Here is a 21355-nt window from a genome sequence, read left to right on the forward strand (position 1 = left end):
TTATTTACACAACAAAATGATTCAAAACGCTGTTTTAGAACAACTTCATAATTCACTTTCTGGTGATGTCCTTTTCGATAATTTACACAAAACTTTATACGCTACAGACGCTTCTGTATATCGTAAAATTCCTTTAGCGGTTGCATACCCTAAAGATGAAAAAGATATTAAAACCTTAATTGATTTTGCTACAAAAAATAAGATTACACTAATACCAAGAACTGCCGGTACTTCCTTAGCAGGACAATGTGTGGGTGATGGACTTGTAGTGGATGTTTCTAAACATTTTACCAAAATTATTTCTTTTGATGAAAAAGCAAAAACAATTACGTTACAACCTGGTGTTGTAAGAGATTCTTTAAACGTGTATTTAAAACCTTTTGGTTTGTTTTTTGGGCCAAACACCTCTACATCTAACCGATGTATGATGGGCGGAATGGTTGGTAACAACTCTTCTGGAAGTACCTCTATAAAATACGGTGCAACTCGTGATAAAGTAGTAGAAGTAAATGCTATTTTAAGTGATGGAAGCACTGCCGTTTTTAAAGAGATTACCTCTGCTGATTTTATCAAAAAAACAAAAGAAAACACCCAAGAAGGGCAAATCTATAAACATCTTTTTGATGAACTTTCTAACACAGAAAATCAACAAGAAATAAAAAATGAGTTTCCAAAAACAACCATTCATAGAAGATGTACCGGTTATGCGGTTGATGAATTATTAGTTTCAGATTTATTTGGCGGAACATCACCAACAGTAAATGTTGCAAAATTATTAACGGGTAGTGAAGGTACTTTGGCTTTTTCAACATCAATTACGTTGCAATTAGACAACCTGCCTCCTACACAAAGTATTATGGTGTGTACGCATTTTAAGACCATAAATGAAAGTTTAAATGCTACTATAATTGCTATGAATCACAATTTATATAATTGTGAGTTGATGGATAAAACCATTTTAGATTGTTCTAAAAACAATAGAGAATTAGCTAAAAATCGTTTCTTTTTACAAGGTGATCCAGAAGCTGTTTTAATGTTAGAAGTTTCTGCAAACACTATTGAAGAAACAGAAATTTTAGCAGATAAATTAATTGCAGATTTAGAAAAAAATAACTTTGGCTATCATCATCCAAAAGTATACGGAGCAGATATTGCTAAGGTGCATTATTTACGTAAAGCTGGTTTAGGTGCTTTGGCTAATATTGTTGGCGATAAAAAAGCGGTTGCTTGTATAGAAGATACAGCAGTTGCTTTAGAAGATTTGCCAAATTATATTAAAGAGTTTACCCAAATTATGACAAAATACCAACAAAATGCGGTGTATTATGCGCATGCTGGTGCTGGTGAATTGCATTTACGTCCGATTTTAAATTTAAAGAAAAAGGAAGATGTAGTTTTATTTAGAAAAATTACCACAGAAACTGCCCAGTTAGTAAAAAAATATAAAGGTTCTTTTTCTGGTGAACATGGAGACGGAATTGTGCGTGCAGAGTTTATTCCTTTAATGATTGGTGATAAAAATTATCAATTATTAAGACGATTAAAAAAAGCATTTGATCCTAACAACGTTTTTAACCAAGGTAAAATTACAGATGCTTTTGCGATGGATGAAAGCCTACGTTATGAAATTGGTAGAGATGAACCTACAATAAAAACCATTCAAGATTATTCTGATAGTGAAGGAATTTTAAAATTAGCAGAAAAATGTAATGGTTCTGGAGATTGTAGAAAACCTGTAGAAGCTGGCGGTACCATGTGCCCAAGTTACAGAGCTACAAAAGACGAAAAAGATACTACAAGAGCAAGAGCAAATACCTTGCGTGAGTTTTTAACCAACTCAGACCAAGCAAATAAATTTAATCACAAAGAGTTAAAACAAGTTTTTGACCTTTGTTTAAGCTGTAAAGCATGTGCGTCAGAATGCCCAAGTAATGTTGATATTGCTACGATGAAAGCAGAATTTTTATATCAATATCAAGAAGCAAACGGATATTCTTTTAGAAATAAATTATTTGCAAACAATGCTAAATACAATAAATTAGGAAGTGCTTTTCCTGCTATTACTAACTTTTTTACCAATTCTACACTTGCTAAAAAAGTTTTAGGTGTAGCAGTAGAGCGTTCAGTGCCTAAATTAGCCAATCAAACGTTGGCTAGTTGGTTAAAGAAGCATCATCCTAAAACATCTAAAAAAGCGGTTTATTTATTTAATGATGAATTCACGAATTTTTACGATGCAGAAATTGGACAAGATGCCGTTATTTTATTAGAAAAATTAGGCTACGAAGTAAAAACCGTTGCACATGATGAAAGCGGAAGAAGTCATATTTCTAAAGGATTTTTAAAAGAAGCGAAACAAATTTGTAATAACAATGTGGCTATTTTTAAAGATATTATAACAGACGAAACTCCGTTATTAGGTGTAGAACCTTCTGCAATTTTAGGATTTAGAGACGAATATATTCGTTTAGCTGATGATAAAGCATCCGCAGAAAAAATTGCGAAAAACAGTTTTACGTTCGAAGAGTTTTTAGCCAAAGAGTTAGAAAAAGGGAATATTGATACATCTCTATTTACAAATGACGCTAAGACTTTAAAAATACACGGACATTGTCATCAAAAAGCATTGTCTGGCACGCATGCTAGTTTTCAAATTTTAAATATCCCTAAAAACTATTCGGTAACAATTATCAATTCCGGTTGTTGCGGAATGGCAGGTTCTTTTGGGTATGAAAAAGAACATTATAAAGTTTCTATGCAAGTTGGTGAAGATACTTTGTTTCCAAAAATTAGAAACACCCCACAAGAAACGCAAATTGTTGCGGCAGGTACAAGTTGTAGACATCAAATTTTTGATGGTACAAAACGTGTTGCAAAACACCCAATAACTATTTTAAAAGAAGCATTAGCATAATGGCAAAATACAAAGCAGATTCAGAAAGATATAATAAAATGACCTACAGAAGAACAGGGAATAGCGGTTTGCTTTTACCTGAACTTTCTTTAGGTTTATGGCATAATTTTGGTAAAAATGATGATTTTGAGAATGCTCGAAATTTATTAAAATGTGCCTTCGATAACGGAATTACACATTTTGATTTGGCAAACAACTACGGACCGCCTTATGGTTCTGCTGAAAAAACATTTGGTAAAATTTTAAAAAAGGATTTTAAAAAATACAGAGATGAATTAATTATTTCATCGAAAGCGGGGTATGATATGTGGGAAGGTCCTTATGGGAATTTTGGTTCTAAGAAATATTTAATTTCTAGTTTAGACCAAAGTTTAAAAAGAATGGACTTAGAATATGTTGATATTTTTTACCACCACAGACCAGATAACGATACTCCTTTAGAAGAAACCATGGGGGCTTTAGATTTAATGGTAAGACAAGGAAAGGCTCTGTATGTTGGTCTATCTAACTACAGACCAGAAAGAGCAAAAGAAGCATTTAAAATATTAAAAGACTTAGGTACTCCGTGTTTAATTCATCAACCAAGATATTCTTTGTTTGATCGTTGGATAGAAGATGGATTGATAGATTTATTAGGGAATTCTGGAGTTGGCGCTATTTGTTTTTCTCCTTTAGCACAAGGAATGTTAACCGACAAATATATTGATGGATTGCCTAAAGACTCAAGAGCTGTAAAAGATGGTCGTTATTTAAAAACGGATAAAGTAATTGAAATGCTGCCTAAAATAAAAGCTTTAAATGAAATGGCTAAAAGTAGAAATCAAAATTTAGCACAAATGGCAATTTCTTGGATTTTAAAAGATGATAGAATTACGTCCGTATTAATTGGAGCTAGTAAAACCTCTCAAATTTTAGATAGTGTAAAAGCAACCGAAAACACCATTTTTTCAGAAGAGGAATTAGTGCAGATTAATACTATTTTACAATAAATATATTTTATTTTTCTATACAAAAAAAACACCCTTTTATATATTGTATAAAAGGGTGTTTTTTAGAGACTAATTATTGTTATTCTAAACCACCTTCCTCTGCTAATAAAGCAAAAAACTTATTTAGATTAGGCATAATAATAATTCTTGTTCTTCTGTTTTTTGCTCTATTTTCTTCAGTTGTATTAGAAAACAAAGGCATTGTATCTCCTCTACCAGCTGCAATTAATCTACTTCCATCTATCTTAAATTTATCTTGTAAGAGTCTCACAATAGAAGTCGCTCTTTTTACACTTAAATCCCAATTATCCTGCACACTTACATTATTAATAGTTTGTGAATCTGTGTGCCCTTCTATCATTACATCTATACTTGGCTCAGATTCTATAATGTCTGCTAGTTTTGTTATTAGCATTAATGCACCTTGTTTAACTTTATAGCTTCCTGTATTAAATAACAATTTATCAGAAACAGAAATCATCACAACAGTTTGGTCAATGTCTATATTTATATCATCAGAATTTTGAAGTTCGTTAGAAACAAAAGTCTTTTTAAAAATATTATAAGCAACTACTAGGTTTAAAGTATCTTTAAAAGTCTTTGCTTTTTTTAACTTCTTAGGATCAATTTTGGTTAAAGTTTTATTCATTAACGTTCTTCCCTTTTTAGAAATAACAGGCACACCGTTAACCACTTTAAACTTTAGCGCATTTTCTTTTTCTAAAGTAACATTATCACTTTTTAGAGAATTAATTTTATCATTATACGCTTGCACTCTTTGATCAATTTTTTCAAATTTCAGTTCTAACTTTTGCAAATTACCTTTAGCATCTACATACTTTGTTTCTAAATCTGCATACTTTTTTTTAGAAACACAAGAAACTGATATTAAAGCAACTAACAAGATAAATAAATTTTTCATATTTCTTTTATTTATATCAATAGTACGATTTTATTATTTTTATTACAAATAAAAGAAAAAACTAAATCCTTTATCCACAAAATTTTATCATAATTATTGCACTATTATCAAAGCCGAATCTTCTTTTTTAAAAGCTCCTTAAAGATTAAAAACCATCTTTATTTATCAATGTAAAAATCAAAAAAAAGGACATAAAAAAAGCTCCTGTTTAAAGGAGCTTTTTTAGAATATTAAAAAGATAATGTTAATTATCTGAAAGTTGATCATCAGCAATTAAAGCAAAGAATTTATCTAAATTTGGTAGAATTACAATTCTTGTTCTTCTATTTTTTGCTCTATTAGCGTTTGTAGTATTTTCTACTAAAGGCACAGTAGATCCTCTACCGGCAGCAATTAATCTGCTTCCTTCAATTTTATATTTACTTTCTAAAAGACGTACAATAGACGTTGCTCTTTTTACACTTAAATCCCAATTGTCTTGCACCGTAGCATTGTTAATTGTTCTAGAATCTGTATGACCTTCAATCATAACATCCATACTAGGTTCTGACTTAATAACGTTTGCTAATTTTTCAATTAAACTATAAGCACCTCTTTTAACTTTATAACTAGCCGTATTAAATAACAATTTATCAGAAACAGAAATCATAACCACTGTTTGATCAATATCTATATTAATGTCATTAGAATTATTTAAATCTGAAGTATTCATCTTATTTTTTAAATTATAAGATATTGCCAAGTTTAAAGAATCTTTTAAAGTTTCTGCCTTAGAAAGTAACGCAGGATCTACTTTAGATAAAGTAGCTCTCATTCTTTCTCTAGTATTATTAGAAATAACGGCCGTTTTACCAACCATATCTAACTTTACATCATTGGCATCTTGTAAGCTTGAGTTATCACTTTTTAAAGAATTAATTTTTTCGTTATAACGAGCAACTCTACTTTCTATTTTTGCAAACTTACCTTCTAAAGCTTCTTTTTCTAAAGTTGTTTTTTGAAGCGCTCCTTTAGTATCTACATACTGATTTTCTAAAGCAACATACTTTTTTTTAGAAACACATGATGTTGCCAATAAAGAGATGGCAACAACTGGAATAATTAATTTTCTCATTCTTTTACGTTTTATTTAATAGTTATACTCTAAACCCTAAAAAAGGTTAATTATTATAAATTTATATTAGTTTTAGTTCTTTTTAACTAAAAATGTTAAAAACCCCATTATAGCATTCAATTATGGGGTTTTCTTTCAATATATTATACAATAAATATAGATTCTATTTATTTTAGTGAACTTAAACTACTTTTTATTGTTTCTATTTTTGCAATTGTATCAGACTCTTTTTTACGTTCTAATTCTAATACTTTTTCTGGAGCATTAGATACAAAACGCTCATTAGATAACTTCTTTGTAATTCCGAATAAGAAACCTTCTGCTCTTTTTAATTCTGCTTCTAGTTTTTTAATTTCAGCCTCAACATCTATATTTTCTATAGAAATAGGTACAAAGTACTCATTAGATTTTACTCTAAAGGATGCACCTTCTACTTTTTCTGAAACGTAGTTTATAACAGCAGTATTTGTTAATTTCTGAATAACAGCATCAAATTCTTTAGTGCTTTTATCATTATCAATTACAAACAATTCTACCGTATCTTTAAAAGAAATGTTTTTATCTTTTCTGATGGTTCTAATTCCTGATACAACTCCGGTTGCAAATTCGAAATCTTCAATAATCTTTGCGTCAAAATCTTTAATTACTGGATATTTTGCAATAATTAAGGCTTCTTCTGGTTTTCTATCTGCAATGTATTGCCAAATATCTTCTGATAAAAATGGCATAAATGGATGCAATACTTTTAAGTTATTTTCTAAAACTTCTATAATATCATCAAATGTCTTTTTATCTATTGGTTGTTGGTATGCAGGCTTTACAATTTCTAATAACCAAGATGAAAAATCATCATTAATTAATTTATAAATTGCCATTAAAGCATCACTTAAACGATATTTAGAAAAATGATCTTCTATTTCTGCTAACGTTTTTTGAAACTTTGCCTCATACCATTGCAAACCTATTTTAGAGGTTTCTGGTTGCGATAAACTTGTATCTACTTCCCAACCTTTTATCAAACGGAAAGCATTCCAAATTTTATTAGCAAATCCTTTTCCTTGCTGACATAAATCTTCATCAAACATTAAATCGTTTCCGGCTGCAGAACTTAATAAAAGCCCTACTCTTACTCCGTCTGCTCCATAATCACTAATTAACTTTAAAGCATCTGGCGAGTTCCCTAAAGATTTAGACATTTTACGTCTTTGTTTATCTCTAACCAAACCAGTTAAATACACATTGTTAAAAGGTTTTTCGTCTTTATATTCATAACCTGCAACAATCATTCTTGCTACCCAAAAGAATAAAATATCTGGTCCGGTAACTAAATCGTTTGTTGGGTAATAATATTTAATTTCTTCGTTCTCTGGATTTCTAATTCCGTCGAACACAGACATTGGCCATAACCAAGAAGAAAACCAAGTATCTAGTGCATCTTCATCTTGTTTTAAGTCGTTAGTTGTTAGTGTTGAGTTTTTAGTTTTCTCTTTCGCAAGCTCAAGAGCAGCTTCAATATTCTCTGCAACTACAAAATCTTCTTTTCCGTCTCCGTAGAAAAAAGCAGGAATTTGTTGTCCCCACCAAAGTTGGCGAGAAATATTCCAATCGCGCACATTTTCCATCCAATGACGGTAGGTGTTTTCAAATTTCTTTGGATATAAATTGATTTCTGCATCTTCTCCCAAAACTGCATCAATTGCAGGTTGCGCAAGATCTTTCATCTTTAAAAACCATTGATCAGACAATCTAGGTTCTATAACCGCTTTTGTTCTTTCTGAAGTCCCCACTTTATGAACGTGAACTTCTGTTTTTACTAAAATTCCTTTTTCTTCTAACTCTTTAGCAACCTCCTTACGAACAACAAAACGATCTTTTCCTTGATAATGTAATCCGAAAGAATTTAAAGTAGCATCGTCATTAAAAATATCGATAACCTCTAAATTGTGTTTATCACCTAAATTTTTATCATTTTCATCGTGTGCAGGTGTTACTTTTAAACAACCTGTACCAAACTCTAAATCTACATATTCATCTTCTATAATAGGCACTACTCTATTAGATAAAGGTACAATTGCTTTTTTCCCTTTTAAATGCGTAAAACGCTCATCATTTGGATTGATACAAATTGCAGTATCACCAAAAATAGTTTCTGGTCTTGTAGTAGCAATTGTTAAAGTATCATCAGATCCTTCAATTTTATATTCTAAATAATACAAGTTTCCTTGTCTTTCTTCGTGAATTACTTCTTCATCAGAAAGTGTCGTTTTTGCTTCCGGATCCCAGTTTACCATTCTGTAACCTCTGTAAATTAAACCTTTGTTGTATAAATCAACAAAAACTTTAATTACAGATTCAGACATTTCCGGATCCATAGTAAAAGCAGTTCTTTCCCAATCGCAAGAAGCTCCTAGTTTTTTTAATTGTTCTAAGATAATTCCTCCGTATTCATCTTTCCAATCAAAGGCATGTTGTAAAAACTCTTCACGCGTTAAATCGCTTTTGCTTATACCTTGTTCTTTTAATTTGGCAACCACTTTTGCTTCTGTAGCAATAGATGCATGATCTGTACCGGGAACCCAACATGCATTTTTACCTAACAAACGTGCACGTCTTATCAATACATCTTGTATGGTATTGTTTAGCATATGCCCCATGTGTAATACTCCTGTTACGTTTGGCGGCGGAATTACAATTGTGTAAGGCTCTCTTTCATCTGGCGTAGAATGAAAATAGTTGTTTTTCATCCAGTAGTCGTACCATTTATCTTCTACTTGGCTTGCATCATATTTAGATGGAATTGTCATACTTTGGTATTGTTTTTGTAATATAGTTAGCAAAAGTACAATTATCTATTTTCTAGAGAAAATTAGTAGTTGATTTTTTAAAACAAATTATTAGTCTTAATTTTACAGTATAAAATATTTATTATGAAAACCTTTGGTACATTATTAGTAATCTTCTTTATTTCTTTTTCTATAAACGCGCAAGAATTTAAATTTGAAGAAGAAACAATTAACTATGGTAAAATTGATAAAAATTCTAATGGAGAAAGGGTATTTGTTTTTACAAATATTGGAGACCAACCATTAATTATAAAAAACATTCAGTCTTCTTGTGGTTGTACGGTTCCTAAAAAACCAGAACACCCAATTATGCCAGGAGAAAAAGGCGAAATTAAGGTTTCTTATGATACCAATAGAGTTGGTGGTTTTTCTAAAACAATTACTGTTTTTTCTAATGCTAAAAACCCTAGAAAGCCAATAAAAATTAAAGGTTTTGTAAATAAAGAAATTTCTTTCGAGAAAGAAAAAAGTGTAGTAACAGATCATTAAACTTTTTTTTCTAAACGAAATTCGAATTTCATTTTTGTCCCATTTCGCATAACTGTAATTCTAATTTTCTTTTTATCTTTTTCTCGAAATTTGTGAATAATGTGTTCAATATCTAATTGATGGGCATGTTTTCCGTTGATATTTAGTATAATATCATCTTTTAATAAACCTGCTTTTTCTGCGGCTGAGTTTTTTACAACATGCCTAATAATAAAAACAGGTTTAAATTTAAAAGAATATTTAGTACCAAAAGACACCGTATTTTTATCTGACAATTCGTTATTAAAAATATCTGTAAACTTTTCTACGGTTTCTTCTTTTACTAATTGTTTGCCATTATAACCAATATCTAGCCCACTCATATTATAATTAAAATCTGAAGAAAAGGAACCATTCTTTTTTAAAGTAATTTTTTTATTCGGATAATCAATCCAAACTTTAAACCTACTTAAAATACCGCCTCCAATACTGCCGTTTCTTGCTTTAAATTTTCTAGCATTGTGGGTAGATACTGAATCTAAAAAAGAAACCGTTGGATTTTTAATTACAAACCTACCTAATTTAAATTTAGAGGCTCTACTTCTATTTCCAAAAATAGATCCACTTAATCCTTCGCCTAAAATATCTTTAAAAAATAATTTAGGTGTTCTAATCATTTTTTTAGAATTTTCGAAAAGCCATACCGCATCACTTCCTCCAGAATCTACCAATAGTTTTACATCTGTATATGTATTACCAACGGTATCTAAGCTAACTTTAGCATTCACATAAGGTTTCTTTCTATAAAACTGAAACGGAATGGTTTCACATTTTTTACACTTTTTGTAACTAAATGTTTTAGGATTGTAAAAATGAATTTTTTTAGTTTTATAATTAATTTTTACAATTACGTTTCTCAATAAATTATATCCAATAATACCATGTATGGTTGTTCCCATTTTGCTTGATAAATCAAAAAAATCTTTTAAAACAACATAAATAGTCTCACTATTACTTTCTAACCCCCTAATTTTAAACGTATTTTCTTTAGAAATTAAAGCATCTACGGCATCACCACTACCTAAACCACGTAACTGAACATTTGAAGTATTTAACAAACCAATACTATCTTTATCGGTTAAACTAAATAGAATCGTTTTATTAACACCTGTATCTAAAATAAAAGACAGTTCCTTACCATTAATCTCTATAGGAATTACAATTAAATTATTAATCAATTTAAAACGAATTTGCTCTGTATGTTTTACTCCATTAAAATAAAACCCCGTTTGAGAAATCGCCTCAAATGAAAAAAATAATGATACAATAATAAGAAAGCAGGTTTTTATCAAGTTTATTTATTTTACAAATACAATATAAGATATTAAACGATACCATTTCTAAAACATCACATGTTAAAGTTTCTTTAATATACTCTTTTAAATAAAATATATTTCGGAAATTCGCATAAACAAATATTTAAAACATAACTATGCCTGCAATATCTAAGAAAGGATTAAAAATGCCAGAATCACCAATTAGAAAATTGGTACCATATGCCGAAGATGCTAAAAAAAGAGGTGTTAAAGTATTTCATTTAAATATAGGTCAACCAGATATAAAAACACCACAAGTAGCTTTAGATGCTGTAAAAAATAATACAATTACAACATTAGCGTATGCGCGTTCTGAAGGTTCTGAAGAATATAGAAACAAACTTGTTTCTTACTATAAAAAACACAATGTAAATGTTACTGCAGACAATATTGTAATTACAACAGGAGGATCTGAAGCCTTAATTTTTTCTATTGGTAGTATTACAGACCCAGGTGATGAAATTATTATCCCTGAGCCTTTTTATGCAAATTACAACGGTTTTTCTACCGCCTCAGGCGTTACAGTTGTTCCCGTAATTTCTAAAATTGAAAACAATTTTGCCTTACCAAAAATTGAAGAATTCGAAAAATTAATTACAAAGAAAACAAAAGCAATTTTAATTTGTAACCCTGGTAATCCTACCGGATATTTATACTCTAAAAAAGAAATTCAGAAATTAAAAGAAATTGTTTTAAAACACGATTTATATTTAATTGCTGATGAAGTGTATAGAGAATTTACTTATGATGGTTTAACACATACCTCTGTTTTGTCTTTAGAGGGTTTAGATGAAAATGCTATTATTATAGATTCTGTTTCTAAACGTTACAGTATGTGTGGTGCAAGAATTGGTTGCATTGTTTCTAAAAATAAAGACTTTATAAAAACGGCTATTAAATTTGCACAAGCACGTTTAAGTCCACCAACGTACGCTTTAATTGCTAGTGAAGCTGCTTTAGATACACCTCAACAATATTTTGATGATGTAAAAGAAGAGTATGTAGAAAGAAGAAATACACTAATTGCTGAGTTAAGTAAAATTGATGGTGTAAAAGTGGCAAATCCAAAAGGCGCTTTTTACTGTGTTGCCCAATTGCCTGTAAATGATGCTGATCATTTTGCAAAGTGGTTATTAGAAGATTTTAATTTAAATAACGAAACTGTTATGGTAGCCCCTGCTAGTGGATTTTATTCTACGGAAGGTGAAGGTAAAAACCAAATTAGAATGGCCTATGTTTTAAACAAAAGCGATTTAATTAGATCTGTAGAAATTTTAGGTGAAGCTTTAAAAGTTTATAAAGACTAGTTATAACAATAATTACCTAGCTATATTATAGTAAAAAAGCACTCATGGATTTTCTGTCTGTGAGTGCTTTTTGTATATTAGTTAACAAAGCTAAATAAGCAAATTGAACATAAAAAAACTGAGAAATTTTAAATGAATGATTAAAATAGTAAAAGTAGGTATTGAGTATGCAGAATTAATTGCAGAAATTGGAAAAAAAGCTTTTTTAGAATCTCACGGACATAGTGCATCTACTGAAGATATTCATAATTTTATTTCTAAGACTTACAATAAAGGAAGTATATCTAAAGAGTTTGAAAACACTAAAGTTCAATATCATCTTATTTATTTAAATGATAAAGTTGCTGGGTATTCTAAAATTGAATTGAGCAGTTCTAATAAGAATATTAACACAATAAACGTAACAAAACTAGATCGTTTATACCTTCTAAAAGAGTTTTACGGACAAAAATTAGGTGCTAAACTATTAGATTTTAACATTGAATTGTCTAAAAAAAACAACCAAAAAGGTATCTGGTTAGCTGTATGGACAGAAAACCAAACCGCTATTAAATTTTACACAAAAATAGGCTTTAAAATTGCAGGAGAATATAGTTTTAAACTATCAGAAACAAAATCAAATCCAAATCATATCATGTTTCTTAAATACGAGTAGCATTCGTTCAAAAAGTATAAAACTTATTACTGATAAAAATCAATTAAAAAAACTGAATTAAATGTCTGGAGAAACAAATTTAACTGAATTAATAAAAGGAATGACTCCGAAGTTAAATGACGGAGAGTATGTGTTTTCTACAATAAAAGATATTCATCTAATTGACAGAAATGATTCTGTTTGCGAATTCAAAGAAGAGGAAGGAACCTCTATTGTAATTGAAAAAAATAAAGCAGACAAACTAAACCTTAAGTACCATTATGTTGCTTCTTGGATTACACTTACCATTCACTCGTCTCTTGATGCTGTTGGTTTAACTGCAATATTTTCAACAGAATTAGCAAAAAATGATATTAGCTGTAATGTAATTGCAGGTTATTATCACGATCATATTTTTGTAGATAAAAAAGACGCAGAAAAAGCAATTAAAGTTTTGATTGCATTATCTAAAAAGCAGCTATAAAAATTAGTAACAACACGTTAAAAATTAGAAATGAAAAAAATATTTTTAATAATTATAGTAAGCATAACTTGTTTAAGTTATAGTTTTAGCCAAGAATTACAAAATGGAGAAAAAAGATGGAGTGCTGAAAAAAAACTTACATCAAACGATTTTAAAATAAAAACTAGTGACAATAATAATCAAAATATTTACAGTCAATTTGTAATTTCATATTCCGCAAAAGGATTTGATTTTTTGAAAAAAAATCTAAATAAAAACGTTGAAAATTTATTTTCAGGAAATGCTTCTTGGATTGATACCTCAAGAGTAAAGAGTATTGATCAACAAATAAAATTTCAACAAACTCAATTTGATCTTGCCGAAATTCACGCACGAAAATTTAGACAGCAATTATTTTTAAAGAAATGGAAAATAACCAAAGGTTTTGACATACTAAAAAAGATTAGTAATGAAATAATGGCCGAATTTTCTGAAGCTAGGATGAACCTAATTAAAGAAACAGAGAGTGGTCTTAATCAAGAAAAATTAATGATCTGGAAAGAAAAAATTTCTAATGAGTTAAAAGGATTGTATGAATTTAGGTTTGAAAATAAGAAGAAGATAAAACGAAAAAAGTAAAACCGAGGAAAACACGATATCTAAAAAAACATTAACTGTTGTTTAAGGTAAAGCTATTTACTCTTTTACCAACTCTCCATACCTCCACAATATTATAACCCATTAAAAAAATGAAATATAAATCCTTTGAAACTGAAAGACTGATTATACAGCCAACTTCTGACAGTGATGCTGAATTTATTTTAGCCCTTTTAAACACACCAAAATGGCTTACATATATTGGCGACAGAAACATAAAAACGGTTGAAGACGCTAAAGAATATATCAAAGAAAAAATGGTTCCGCAACTAGAAAGACTTGGTTATTCTAATTACACTTTGGTAAGAAAACAAGACCATCAAAAAATAGGATCTTGTGGATTATACGACAGGGAAGGATTAGAAGGAATTGATATTGGTTTTGCTTTCCTTCCGGAATATGAAAAAAAAGGATTTGCTTTTGAAGCAGCAAATAGATTAAAAAATGCCGCTTTTAATGATTTCAAAATTACATCTATTGGTGCCATCACATCAAAGGAAAATACTTCTTCTCAAAAATTGTTAGAAAAACTGGGACTCAAACTTGTTGGAACAACCCAATTACCAGATGAAGAGGAAGAACTGTTATTATATAAAATTGAAAACCACCCAAAAAACTAATTGACTTTAACTCTATAAAATCTGATCCTTTGAAAGTAAAAATGGCTGAAATACAAATTGACAATATTACACGAGATATATTTGTGCAGCATTCGAATAATCATACATCTGAATCGGATATTATTTAACTTTTAAATAAAGTTGTTTTAAAAGTTCCATTTACAATTCAACGTCATAAAGAAAATATCTTAATTAATTCTAAGTTAATCGTAACAGAAAATAATGATGGAATAACAATAAAACTGTTTAGTAATTTTGTTAAATTTGTTCTCCTTTCTTTATTAATAGGAATCGTTCCATCGCTCTTATTTTTGTTATTATATGCAAGTATAAAATTATTTATAATTTACTCAATCATTATTTCATTGATTGTTTTAAGAATGTTTTATAAAAACACAAAAAAAATAAGTGAACAGTATTTGGCTAAAATTAAGGAAGATTACATTTAATTTTTTAGACCATAAAACGGAATTGGAAAATTACGGGAGGTATCTAAAAAGACCTCAACTCAAAATTTTGAAAAATAAATGAAGATTCAAGAAAACATATCCTTAAAAAAATACAATACGTTTGGTATTTCTGTAAACGCAAAACGTTTTATTACTGTTGATTCTGTCTATCAATTACAACAACTTTTAAAATTTGAAAAAGACCTCTTTTTAATTTCCGGAGGAAGTAATATGTTACTTACAAAGGATATTGAAAAGTTAGTGGTTCATATTGATATTAAAGGTATTTCTATTGATAATGAAGATGATAATGCTGCATATATTACAGTAAATGCTGGTGAAAATTGGCACGAATTTGTGTTATGGTGTGTTTCTGAAAACTATGGTGGTATAGAAAACTTATCATTAATTCCAGGTAATGTAGGTACCTGTCCTATTCAGAATATTGGTGCATATGGCGTAGAGGTAAAAGATACCATTACAAAAGTAGAAGCATTAGAAATTGAAACGGGTAAACTAGTTCAGTTTTCTAATGAAGTCTGTAATTTTGGTTATAGAAATTCTATTTTTAAAAATGAAGAAAAAGGGAAATATATTATTACTTCTGTTAGTTTTAAGTTGACAAAAAACAACCATAACCTAAATTTTTCTTACGGAGCTATAGAAACAGAATTAACTTCTAAAAACATAAAAAAACCAACTTTAAAAGATATTTCTGATGCTGTAATTGCTATTAGAAAATCGAAACTTCCAGACCCTAAAGAAATAGGAAATAGTGGTAGTTTTTTTAAAAACCCAGTAATAGCAACTTCTCAATTTTTAGAACTACAAAAAGAACATACCAACATACCAAGTTATAAAATATCGGATACTGAAGTGAAAGTTCCTGCAGGTTGGTTAATAGAACAAGCAGGTTTCAAAGGAAAACGTTTTGGTAACTATGGCGTTCATGAAAAACAAGCGTTGGTTTTAGTTAACTATGGTAATGCCACTGGGAACAAAATTTATCAGCTTGCTGAAAAAATAAAAGAAACCATCTTTAAAAAATTTGGAATTCCTTTAGAAATTGAAGTGAATATTATTGCATAAAAAACCTCATCAAATTAAGGATGAGGTTAGAGTTAGAAATATAATATTCCCCCAAATACTATATTTCTAATTTTAATGTTTTAATATCTGCTATTAATTGTTTCACAGAGTTCTTACTTAAACCGTTGTAAATACCTCTAATACGTTTATTTTTATCGATAAGAATAAAGTTTTCGGTGTGTAAAAAATCATCAATGCTTTTTGGTTTCCCTAAATCTTCTTCTACAAAATACCATTTTCTGCCTAAATCGTAAATTTCTTTTTTATCACCTGTAACCAAATGCCAGTTCTTACCAATTTCTTTATCTATAGCATATTTTTTTAACTTCGCTACAGAATCTATGCTAGGCGTTACAGAATGTGAAAGCAATAAAACGTTGTTATCATCTTTAAAAGCATCTTGCACTAAAGACATATTACTAGTCATTTTCGGGCAAATACCAGGACACGTCGTAAAGAAAAAATCGGCCACATATATTTTATTCTCAAAGGTTTTCTGAGTAATATTTTTTCCATTCTGATCTGTTAAACTAAAATCTGGAATGGTATGAAAAGTTTTTAATTGATCACTTTTAGCAGCTATCCATTTAGGTGTAAAAGAAGCTTCATTATAATAAGGTAAAACGTCAGTTTTACTAGAAATTTCTTTATGATCTGTTTTTTTACAACTTAAAAAAAGAAATAAACTTACTATAAAAAAACTATATATCTTTCTTTTCTTCAACTTTTTCATTTTTTAATTGATAACATAAATTTGCACGCTTCATACCAAAGGTTCTTCCATTTTTAGCTTCATAGTTTACATAAATCTTACCATTTTGTAACCAAGCTTTTTGCAAACCATTTTCATTTCCTTTTAATAAATGCCTTTCTTTAGACATTGTTCCGTTTGGATACCATTGGCGCTCTACACCTTCTAGCTTACCCTTTTTGTAGTTTGCATCAAAAGCTAAAGTTCCGTTTTGCCACCAAGCTTTATAACTCCCTACAAGTACGTTTTGTTGATAATGCGAAGCCATTTTTAAAACACCACTTTTAAACCAAACTTTGTAAACACCTTCTTTTTTACCATTGTAAAAACCGGTTTTTTCTTTTAAAGTATCATTGGCGTGGTACTTTACTGCAAATCCGTTAAAAAGTGCATTTTTATAATACCAATTCCCTTCATTACCATTTAAAACTAAGCTATCTTTATGAATAACAATCTCACTGTTGATTTCTACTTTTTTTACAACAGCATCCTTTTTTGTATTATTGGTTGAAGAATTACAACCAATAACACAAATTAAAAAAAAGGGAAATAATAATTTTAAAAACTTCATTTTAGTAACCTTGATAAGGACCTTCAAAAGCAATATAAGAACCTGTAGTAGCATATAATTCGTTTATAATATGATAATGATATTCCTCTATTCCATCAGAATGTTGCGTTGTTGATGTATGACCTCCAGAAGTATCTAAATCTGTTGGATACGTACCGGTAGCGTTACATTTTCTACCATATAAGAAAACTCCATCTAATAAAATACCAACTAAGTTCTTATCATCATTAGAAAATGCTTTAGGTTCTAAATGATAATGATAAACTCCAGGACCAATATGTGCTCCTGTCCAATCTAAACTTGCTGCTGCTTGATCTAAAGCTCCGTTTCCTTCTTGATCGTTAAATATAGAAGCTCCACTAACTGCAATACCTATGGTGTTTAGTTGTGTACTAACGGTACTACCCGTTAAATTTGGAGTAGCATCTACCGTAATGGTAACCGCATTGTTATTACTAGACATAATAGATGGCGTAGTAGCTACACTAGATTCTTCTCTATATAATTCATTTCCTTCTCCCCAATAAACAGTTTCATGGTTTGGTAAACCCGTAGTTTCTATAGTAACAGTTGTACCGCTATTAGATAAATAAATATCTGTAGCTTCTGTATTAAATTCAGCATAAGCTGCATGTAATTCTGTAATTACCGTATCTGTATCGCTAACATCTATATCTGTATCTGTATCTCCTTCTGAATCTGAAGTACAAGCTGCAAAGGCAGAAAAAAGAAATACAATAAGTGATGTGGTTTTGATAAATTGGTTTTTCATTTTTTTAGTGGTTTTGGGTTATTTAATATTTAGATGCAAGTTCTATAATAAACTTGCGTTTTATTTTCTATTTGGTTTTGCACCTTTCTCTAATTCTTCTTTAGAAATGTATCCGTCTTTGTTACTATCAACCTTAGCAAAATGTTCTTTTAATGGTCCCTTAACTTCTTTTTCTGATAACTTTCCATCTTTATTAGAATCCATCATTTTTAATAGTTCATCAAAACCTTTACGTCCACCTTCTTTTCTTCCTTCATTTCCCTCTCTATGCGGACCTCTTCTTTCAGTTTCTTTAACCTCTCCCATTAAACACCTGCTTACATACGGAAACTCATTTGTAACCAAATACATATATTTTCCATCTATTGTAATTCCGTTACATTCATCTAAATCACCCGAATTTGCTACATATTCAAAATCTGAACCGTACGTTCCATCATGATCATCATTTAAAGCTATTTTTATGGTTTCTTTCGGATTTTCATAAACACAATCTTCTCCCTCACGCGTTCCATCTAATAATTTATAACTCGGTTTATAGGCATTACTTTTAGAGTAATAAATAGGAAAACCATCGTGTGCAAAGCCTACGTGTACCAAATCTTTTCCGGTATCAAATTCTTCTATTACAGAAGTTGGAGTTCCGTGATAATGATACTCTCCTGTTGGCTGTACGTGCGCATGATTAAAATCGAGCCCGAGATCTATGACATCCTGAAAAGCTTCTACTCTATAGTTTTCACCTGTTTCACAAACAACAACTTCTGCGGTTCCTGGTTCAAACTTTACTCCGTTTAACGCAACTCCTGGTTCTCTAACCCAAGTTGCTTTCCCCGTATACTTTGGGTTTACAGGAAAGGTGTATGTTTTATTCTGTGCAGAAATTGTATTGGGATTTCCTTTTCTTGGAAAAGCCCCTGTTTTATGATCTGGTAATGCATTTGTAACCATTTTTCGCTCATTGTCTAATACAGTAACAATAGTCTTTGTTCCAAAAATTTTACTGATCAAACTATAAGAGTCAAAATAGTCTGCACGTATGTGTGTGTGTGACTTTCTGTTTCTCCATTATGCGTATGCTTGGTTGCTTGACTTTTACAGCCTATAAATAAAATACTGGCTAATATGGGTATGAAATATTTTTTCATCTTTTTAATTGTTTTATAAATCTTTAGATGTCTTCTAATAATATAACTTGTGTTCTTTAACTTATTTTAACAAAAAAAGCTTCACAATTTCTTATGAAGCTTTTAATAACTAACCAAATTCAAATACTATTTTCTTTAATTTAAATAAGCTGATACCGCCGATTTTCTAGAAGTTGCATGTGATTTTAACTGGCTAACTGCCGATTGAAAATCTGAACTACTATTTAAAAAAGTATACCCGCTAACTTCTGATGTTGCATATTCTTCTACCAAAGCAGCATAACTTGTATATAAAGCCTGAATTGTACTTTCATTAAACGCACCATTTATAACCTCTTCTACATACGCATCATACTTTTCTTTATACACTTCATCTTGATACATGTAACCAATTAAAGGCCATTGAGACGCTGTTAAGCCTGAGAAATTTAAAGGTAAAGAACCTCCCATTTTACCAGTTTGTAAAGCTTCATTATTATCCCAAGGAATCCAAGTTAATTTACTCGTAGCCGGATCATTGTATAAGAAATAGTTATGTGTCATTCTACCATATGTATCCCAGTTTTGAACCACTGTGTTTACTGCTAAATATTTTAAAAAGATGTCTGTATCAAAAATAGCATCTAAACTGGTTCTCCAAGCTTCAGGATCTGAAGTTCTTGTACCATCGTTTATAATTGTTAAAAGGTTTTGTACATCAGAAAAATCTGCCTCATCTTCATTATTCTTTTTCACATATTCATCTTCATCAAAAGTTCCGCTTGCAAAACTTGCTGCATCTCCATCTGGTTTGTATAAGTTTCCGTCATCATCAGAAAATTGTGTATCTAAAACACTTCCATCTACTTCTTCAACTAAAGTATACAATCCAAAATACTGTGGTCCATCTCCATGATCTACATATAAGGTGTAAAATGCGGTGTGAGATGCTGCTAAACCAGCATTTCTAAACACATCTGTGGCTACCTTTTCTCTTAACATAGAGCTATCATCATAATTATTTTTAAGGCTTAATTTCTTAATTCCGTAAAAACGTTGATTCTTTATTTGAGGATAATCATCTTCAAACTCATCAAAATCTAATTTAAATGATAATTTTAAAATCCCTGCTTCCCAACTACTTTTTAAGCTAGAATTTCCTTTAAAACGCAAACCAACACGATACCATTCTTTCCCTTCATAAAACACTTCTCCTGGTACAAAAATAGGGTCTTCATCTATATCAGTTGTAACAACACCAGGTCCTCCTGCTCCACCAGGACCACCAGCTCCTCCAGGTCCACCGGCAGAACTTTCTCCAAATGTGCCGTAAAGGTTTTCCATATCATCTAACATGGTTTGCCAACGCTCTTCAGTAATTACAAAGTCTAACCTTTTTACTGTGTTGTCTTCAAAAACTTCGCTAATATTTGGGGCTACATCTTTACTATGTGTAGCTTCGGTCCAATCTATTGCTTCAAAATCTGTATCATCTATTACTACAGCAACTTCTTCGTTATCATCTGTGTCGTCTAATACAACATCAGAAACATCATCACTTGTACACGAAAAAATAAAAAGTGTAATCACAAATGAGAATAATTGAATTTTATAATTTTTCATAATTAATTGTTTGATTGATTTTTTTGATTCTATTTTATTACTCTTAATTTCTTGGTCTTTCTCTTCTTTCTGGTTTTGGGGCATCTTTCAGTTCTTTTTCTGAGATAAAACCATCTTCATTGGTATCAATTTTTTTAAAATCTTTTGCCAAAGGCCCTTTTACTTCTTTTTGAGAAATTTTACCATCTTCATTAGCATCAAACTCTTTTAAAAGTTGTTTAAATGTTGGCGGACCTTTTGGTTTTTCATCAGAATTACCTGCTTGTGCAAAACTTGATGCTGACAAACCAAAAGAAACTATAAGTACTGCTAAAAATTTATTTGTTGAATTTTTCATTTTAAATCTATGTATTAAGTTTATATACCTTTAGATGCAAGCACTTTTAAAAACTTGTGCACGTTAACTTTACTTTAACATAACACATCCATAACAAGTAAAGAGAAAAACAACTAAAACACTAAAAACAAACACACTACCTACTTAAAACATCATTAAAAGTTATTTAAAAAGAATATTTTTAAGATATAAATAGTAACTTAAATCTCTTTTTCTTCTTTAAAGATTACTTTTATCAAAATATATAAGGTAAAATACCTATACATTAAGGTAATTTTAAAGAAGTATTTCATTCCTTTTTTTTGAAAATTTATACACTGATTTATTCA

The 21355-nt window shown here is 30.1% G+C and carries 19 protein-coding genes; 9 read left to right on the forward strand and 10 right to left on the reverse strand.

Features of this window, described 5'->3' with window-relative positions; genetic code table 11:
- The first annotated feature begins 16 nt into the window (after positions 1 to 16).
- Both WHD07_RS03170 and mgrA read left to right on the forward strand, forming a co-directional pair.
- On the forward strand, positions 17 to 2914 hold the full coding sequence (locus tag WHD07_RS03170; protein ID WP_343330023.1) for an FAD-binding and (Fe-S)-binding domain-containing protein: 2898 nt from the start codon (positions 17 to 19) through the stop codon (positions 2912 to 2914).
- Complete coding sequence (gene mgrA / locus WHD07_RS03175; RefSeq protein WP_343330024.1) at positions 2914 to 3903, forward strand: L-glyceraldehyde 3-phosphate reductase; 990 nt, start codon at positions 2914 to 2916, stop codon at positions 3901 to 3903. The genes WHD07_RS03170 and mgrA overlap by 1 nt, the downstream gene beginning before the upstream one ends.
- Before the next feature lie 79 nt (positions 3904 to 3982).
- On the opposite strand, the gene WHD07_RS03180 is transcribed toward mgrA, so the two are convergent.
- From WHD07_RS03180 to WHD07_RS03190, 3 genes are all read right to left on the reverse strand, one after another.
- Entirely contained in the window at positions 3983 to 4825 is an 843-nt protein-coding gene (locus tag WHD07_RS03180) for an OmpA family protein (RefSeq protein ID WP_343330025.1), read from the reverse strand.
- Positions 4826 to 5069: 244 nt separating this feature from the next.
- Positions 5070 to 5939 carry an OmpA/MotB family protein gene (locus WHD07_RS03185; protein WP_343330026.1) on the reverse strand — a complete coding sequence of 290 codons (870 nt, stop codon included), beginning with the start codon at positions 5937 to 5939 and terminating at the stop codon, positions 5070 to 5072.
- Positions 5940 to 6106: 167 nt separating this feature from the next.
- Positions 6107 to 8743 (reverse strand): valine--tRNA ligase, encoded by a 2637-nt coding sequence (locus WHD07_RS03190; RefSeq protein ID WP_343330027.1) that lies wholly within the window; start codon positions 8741 to 8743, stop codon positions 6107 to 6109.
- A gap of 123 nt (positions 8744 to 8866) precedes the next feature.
- On the opposite strand from WHD07_RS03190, the gene WHD07_RS03195 reads away from it, so the two are divergent.
- Positions 8867 to 9271: a DUF1573 domain-containing protein gene (locus tag WHD07_RS03195; protein WP_343330028.1), complete on the forward strand. Its 405-nt coding sequence runs from the start codon at positions 8867 to 8869 to the stop codon at positions 9269 to 9271.
- Here the strand turns inward: WHD07_RS03195 and WHD07_RS03200 are convergent.
- Entirely contained in the window at positions 9268 to 10488 is a 1221-nt protein-coding gene (locus WHD07_RS03200) for an aspartyl protease family protein (RefSeq protein ID WP_343330029.1), read from the reverse strand. The genes WHD07_RS03195 and WHD07_RS03200 overlap by 4 nt on opposite strands.
- A 254-nt stretch (positions 10489 to 10742) precedes the next feature.
- Here WHD07_RS03200 and WHD07_RS03205 point away from each other — a divergent pair, with 254 nt between their 5' ends.
- The 6 genes from WHD07_RS03205 (at position 10743) to murB (ending at position 15845) form a co-directional block, all read left to right on the forward strand.
- Positions 10743 to 11933: a pyridoxal phosphate-dependent aminotransferase gene (locus tag WHD07_RS03205; protein WP_343330030.1), complete on the forward strand. Its 1191-nt coding sequence runs from the start codon at positions 10743 to 10745 to the stop codon at positions 11931 to 11933.
- 136 nt (positions 11934 to 12069) lie between these two features.
- Positions 12070 to 12588 (forward strand): GNAT family N-acetyltransferase, encoded by a 519-nt coding sequence (locus WHD07_RS03210; RefSeq protein WP_343330031.1) that lies wholly within the window; start codon positions 12070 to 12072, stop codon positions 12586 to 12588.
- 61 nt (positions 12589 to 12649) lie between these two features.
- Complete coding sequence (locus WHD07_RS03215) at positions 12650 to 13051, forward strand: ACT domain-containing protein (protein WP_343330032.1); 402 nt, start codon at positions 12650 to 12652, stop codon at positions 13049 to 13051.
- A gap of 30 nt (positions 13052 to 13081) precedes the next feature.
- A complete protein-coding gene (locus WHD07_RS03220; RefSeq protein WP_343330033.1) occupies positions 13082 to 13669 on the forward strand; it encodes a hypothetical protein in 588 nt (195 codons plus the stop codon).
- A gap of 110 nt (positions 13670 to 13779) precedes the next feature.
- Positions 13780 to 14307 carry a GNAT family N-acetyltransferase gene (locus tag WHD07_RS03225; RefSeq protein WP_343330034.1) on the forward strand — a complete coding sequence of 176 codons (528 nt, stop codon included), beginning with the start codon at positions 13780 to 13782 and terminating at the stop codon, positions 14305 to 14307.
- 527 nt (positions 14308 to 14834) lie between these two features.
- Positions 14835 to 15845 (forward strand): UDP-N-acetylmuramate dehydrogenase, encoded by a 1011-nt coding sequence (murB, locus tag WHD07_RS03230; protein WP_343330035.1) that lies wholly within the window; start codon positions 14835 to 14837, stop codon positions 15843 to 15845.
- Positions 15846 to 15903: 58 nt separating this feature from the next.
- Here the strand turns inward: murB and WHD07_RS03235 are convergent, their stop codons facing one another.
- The 6 genes from WHD07_RS03235 to WHD07_RS03260 form a co-directional block, all read right to left on the reverse strand.
- Entirely contained in the window at positions 15904 to 16578 is a 675-nt protein-coding gene (locus tag WHD07_RS03235; RefSeq protein WP_343330036.1) for an SCO family protein, read from the reverse strand.
- Positions 16547 to 17167, reverse strand: coding sequence for a hypothetical protein (locus WHD07_RS03240; RefSeq protein WP_343330037.1), 621 nt, complete (start codon positions 17165 to 17167; stop codon positions 16547 to 16549). The genes WHD07_RS03235 and WHD07_RS03240 overlap by 32 nt, the downstream gene beginning before the upstream one ends.
- Position 17168: 1 nt before the next feature.
- Positions 17169 to 17939 carry a YHYH protein gene (locus WHD07_RS03245; RefSeq protein WP_343330038.1) on the reverse strand — a complete coding sequence of 257 codons (771 nt, stop codon included), beginning with the start codon at positions 17937 to 17939 and terminating at the stop codon, positions 17169 to 17171.
- Between the two features lie 60 nt (positions 17940 to 17999).
- Complete coding sequence (locus WHD07_RS03250) at positions 18000 to 18950, reverse strand: YHYH protein (protein WP_343330039.1); 951 nt, start codon at positions 18948 to 18950, stop codon at positions 18000 to 18002.
- A gap of 272 nt (positions 18951 to 19222) precedes the next feature.
- Positions 19223 to 20689, reverse strand: a complete 1467-nt coding sequence (locus tag WHD07_RS03255; protein ID WP_343330040.1) for a CotH kinase family protein — start codon at positions 20687 to 20689, stop codon at positions 19223 to 19225.
- A 43-nt stretch (positions 20690 to 20732) separates the two neighbouring features.
- Positions 20733 to 21026 carry an EF-hand domain-containing protein gene (locus tag WHD07_RS03260; protein WP_343330041.1) on the reverse strand — a complete coding sequence of 98 codons (294 nt, stop codon included), beginning with the start codon at positions 21024 to 21026 and terminating at the stop codon, positions 20733 to 20735.
- Between the last annotated feature and the right edge of the window lie 329 nt (positions 21027 to 21355).

The sequence above is a fragment of the Polaribacter staleyi genome, from assembly GCF_038024045.1.
Classification (GTDB): Bacteria; Bacteroidota; Bacteroidia; order Flavobacteriales; family Flavobacteriaceae; genus Polaribacter; species Polaribacter butkevichii.

What these genes read in the sequence shown, in the direction of transcription:
- WHD07_RS03180 (WP_343330025.1), bottom strand. Translation starts at nt 4,825, where the DNA reads ATGAAAAATTTATTTATCTTGTTAGTTGCTTTAATATCAGTTTCTTGT.
- WHD07_RS03235 (WP_343330036.1), bottom strand. Translation starts at nt 16,578, where the DNA reads ATGAAAAAGTTGAAGAAAAGAAAGATATATAGTTTTTTTATAGTAAGT.
- WHD07_RS03190 (WP_343330027.1), bottom strand. Translation starts at nt 8,743, where the DNA reads ATGACAATTCCATCTAAATATGATGCAAGCCAAGTAGAAGATAAATGG.
- WHD07_RS03205 (WP_343330030.1), top strand. Translation starts at nt 10,743, where the DNA reads ATGCCTGCAATATCTAAGAAAGGATTAAAAATGCCAGAATCACCAATT.
- mgrA (WP_343330024.1), top strand. Translation starts at nt 2,914, where the DNA reads ATGGCAAAATACAAAGCAGATTCAGAAAGATATAATAAAATGACCTAC.
- WHD07_RS03195 (WP_343330028.1), top strand. Translation starts at nt 8,867, where the DNA reads ATGAAAACCTTTGGTACATTATTAGTAATCTTCTTTATTTCTTTTTCT.
- WHD07_RS03225 (WP_343330034.1), top strand. Translation starts at nt 13,780, where the DNA reads ATGAAATATAAATCCTTTGAAACTGAAAGACTGATTATACAGCCAACT.
- WHD07_RS03210 (WP_343330031.1), top strand. Translation starts at nt 12,070, where the DNA reads ATGATTAAAATAGTAAAAGTAGGTATTGAGTATGCAGAATTAATTGCA.
- WHD07_RS03240 (WP_343330037.1), bottom strand. Translation starts at nt 17,167, where the DNA reads ATGAAGTTTTTAAAATTATTATTTCCCTTTTTTTTAATTTGTGTTATT.
- WHD07_RS03185 (WP_343330026.1), bottom strand. Translation starts at nt 5,939, where the DNA reads ATGAGAAAATTAATTATTCCAGTTGTTGCCATCTCTTTATTGGCAACA.
- WHD07_RS03220 (WP_343330033.1), top strand. Translation starts at nt 13,082, where the DNA reads ATGAAAAAAATATTTTTAATAATTATAGTAAGCATAACTTGTTTAAGT.
- WHD07_RS03170 (WP_343330023.1), top strand. Translation starts at nt 17, where the DNA reads ATGATTCAAAACGCTGTTTTAGAACAACTTCATAATTCACTTTCTGGT.
- murB (WP_343330035.1), top strand. Translation starts at nt 14,835, where the DNA reads ATGAAGATTCAAGAAAACATATCCTTAAAAAAATACAATACGTTTGGT.
- WHD07_RS03260 (WP_343330041.1), bottom strand. Translation starts at nt 21,026, where the DNA reads ATGAAAAATTCAACAAATAAATTTTTAGCAGTACTTATAGTTTCTTTT.
- WHD07_RS03245 (WP_343330038.1), bottom strand. Translation starts at nt 17,939, where the DNA reads ATGAAAAACCAATTTATCAAAACCACATCACTTATTGTATTTCTTTTT.
- WHD07_RS03215 (WP_343330032.1), top strand. Translation starts at nt 12,650, where the DNA reads ATGTCTGGAGAAACAAATTTAACTGAATTAATAAAAGGAATGACTCCG.
- WHD07_RS03255 (WP_343330040.1), bottom strand. Translation starts at nt 20,689, where the DNA reads ATGAAAAATTATAAAATTCAATTATTCTCATTTGTGATTACACTTTTT.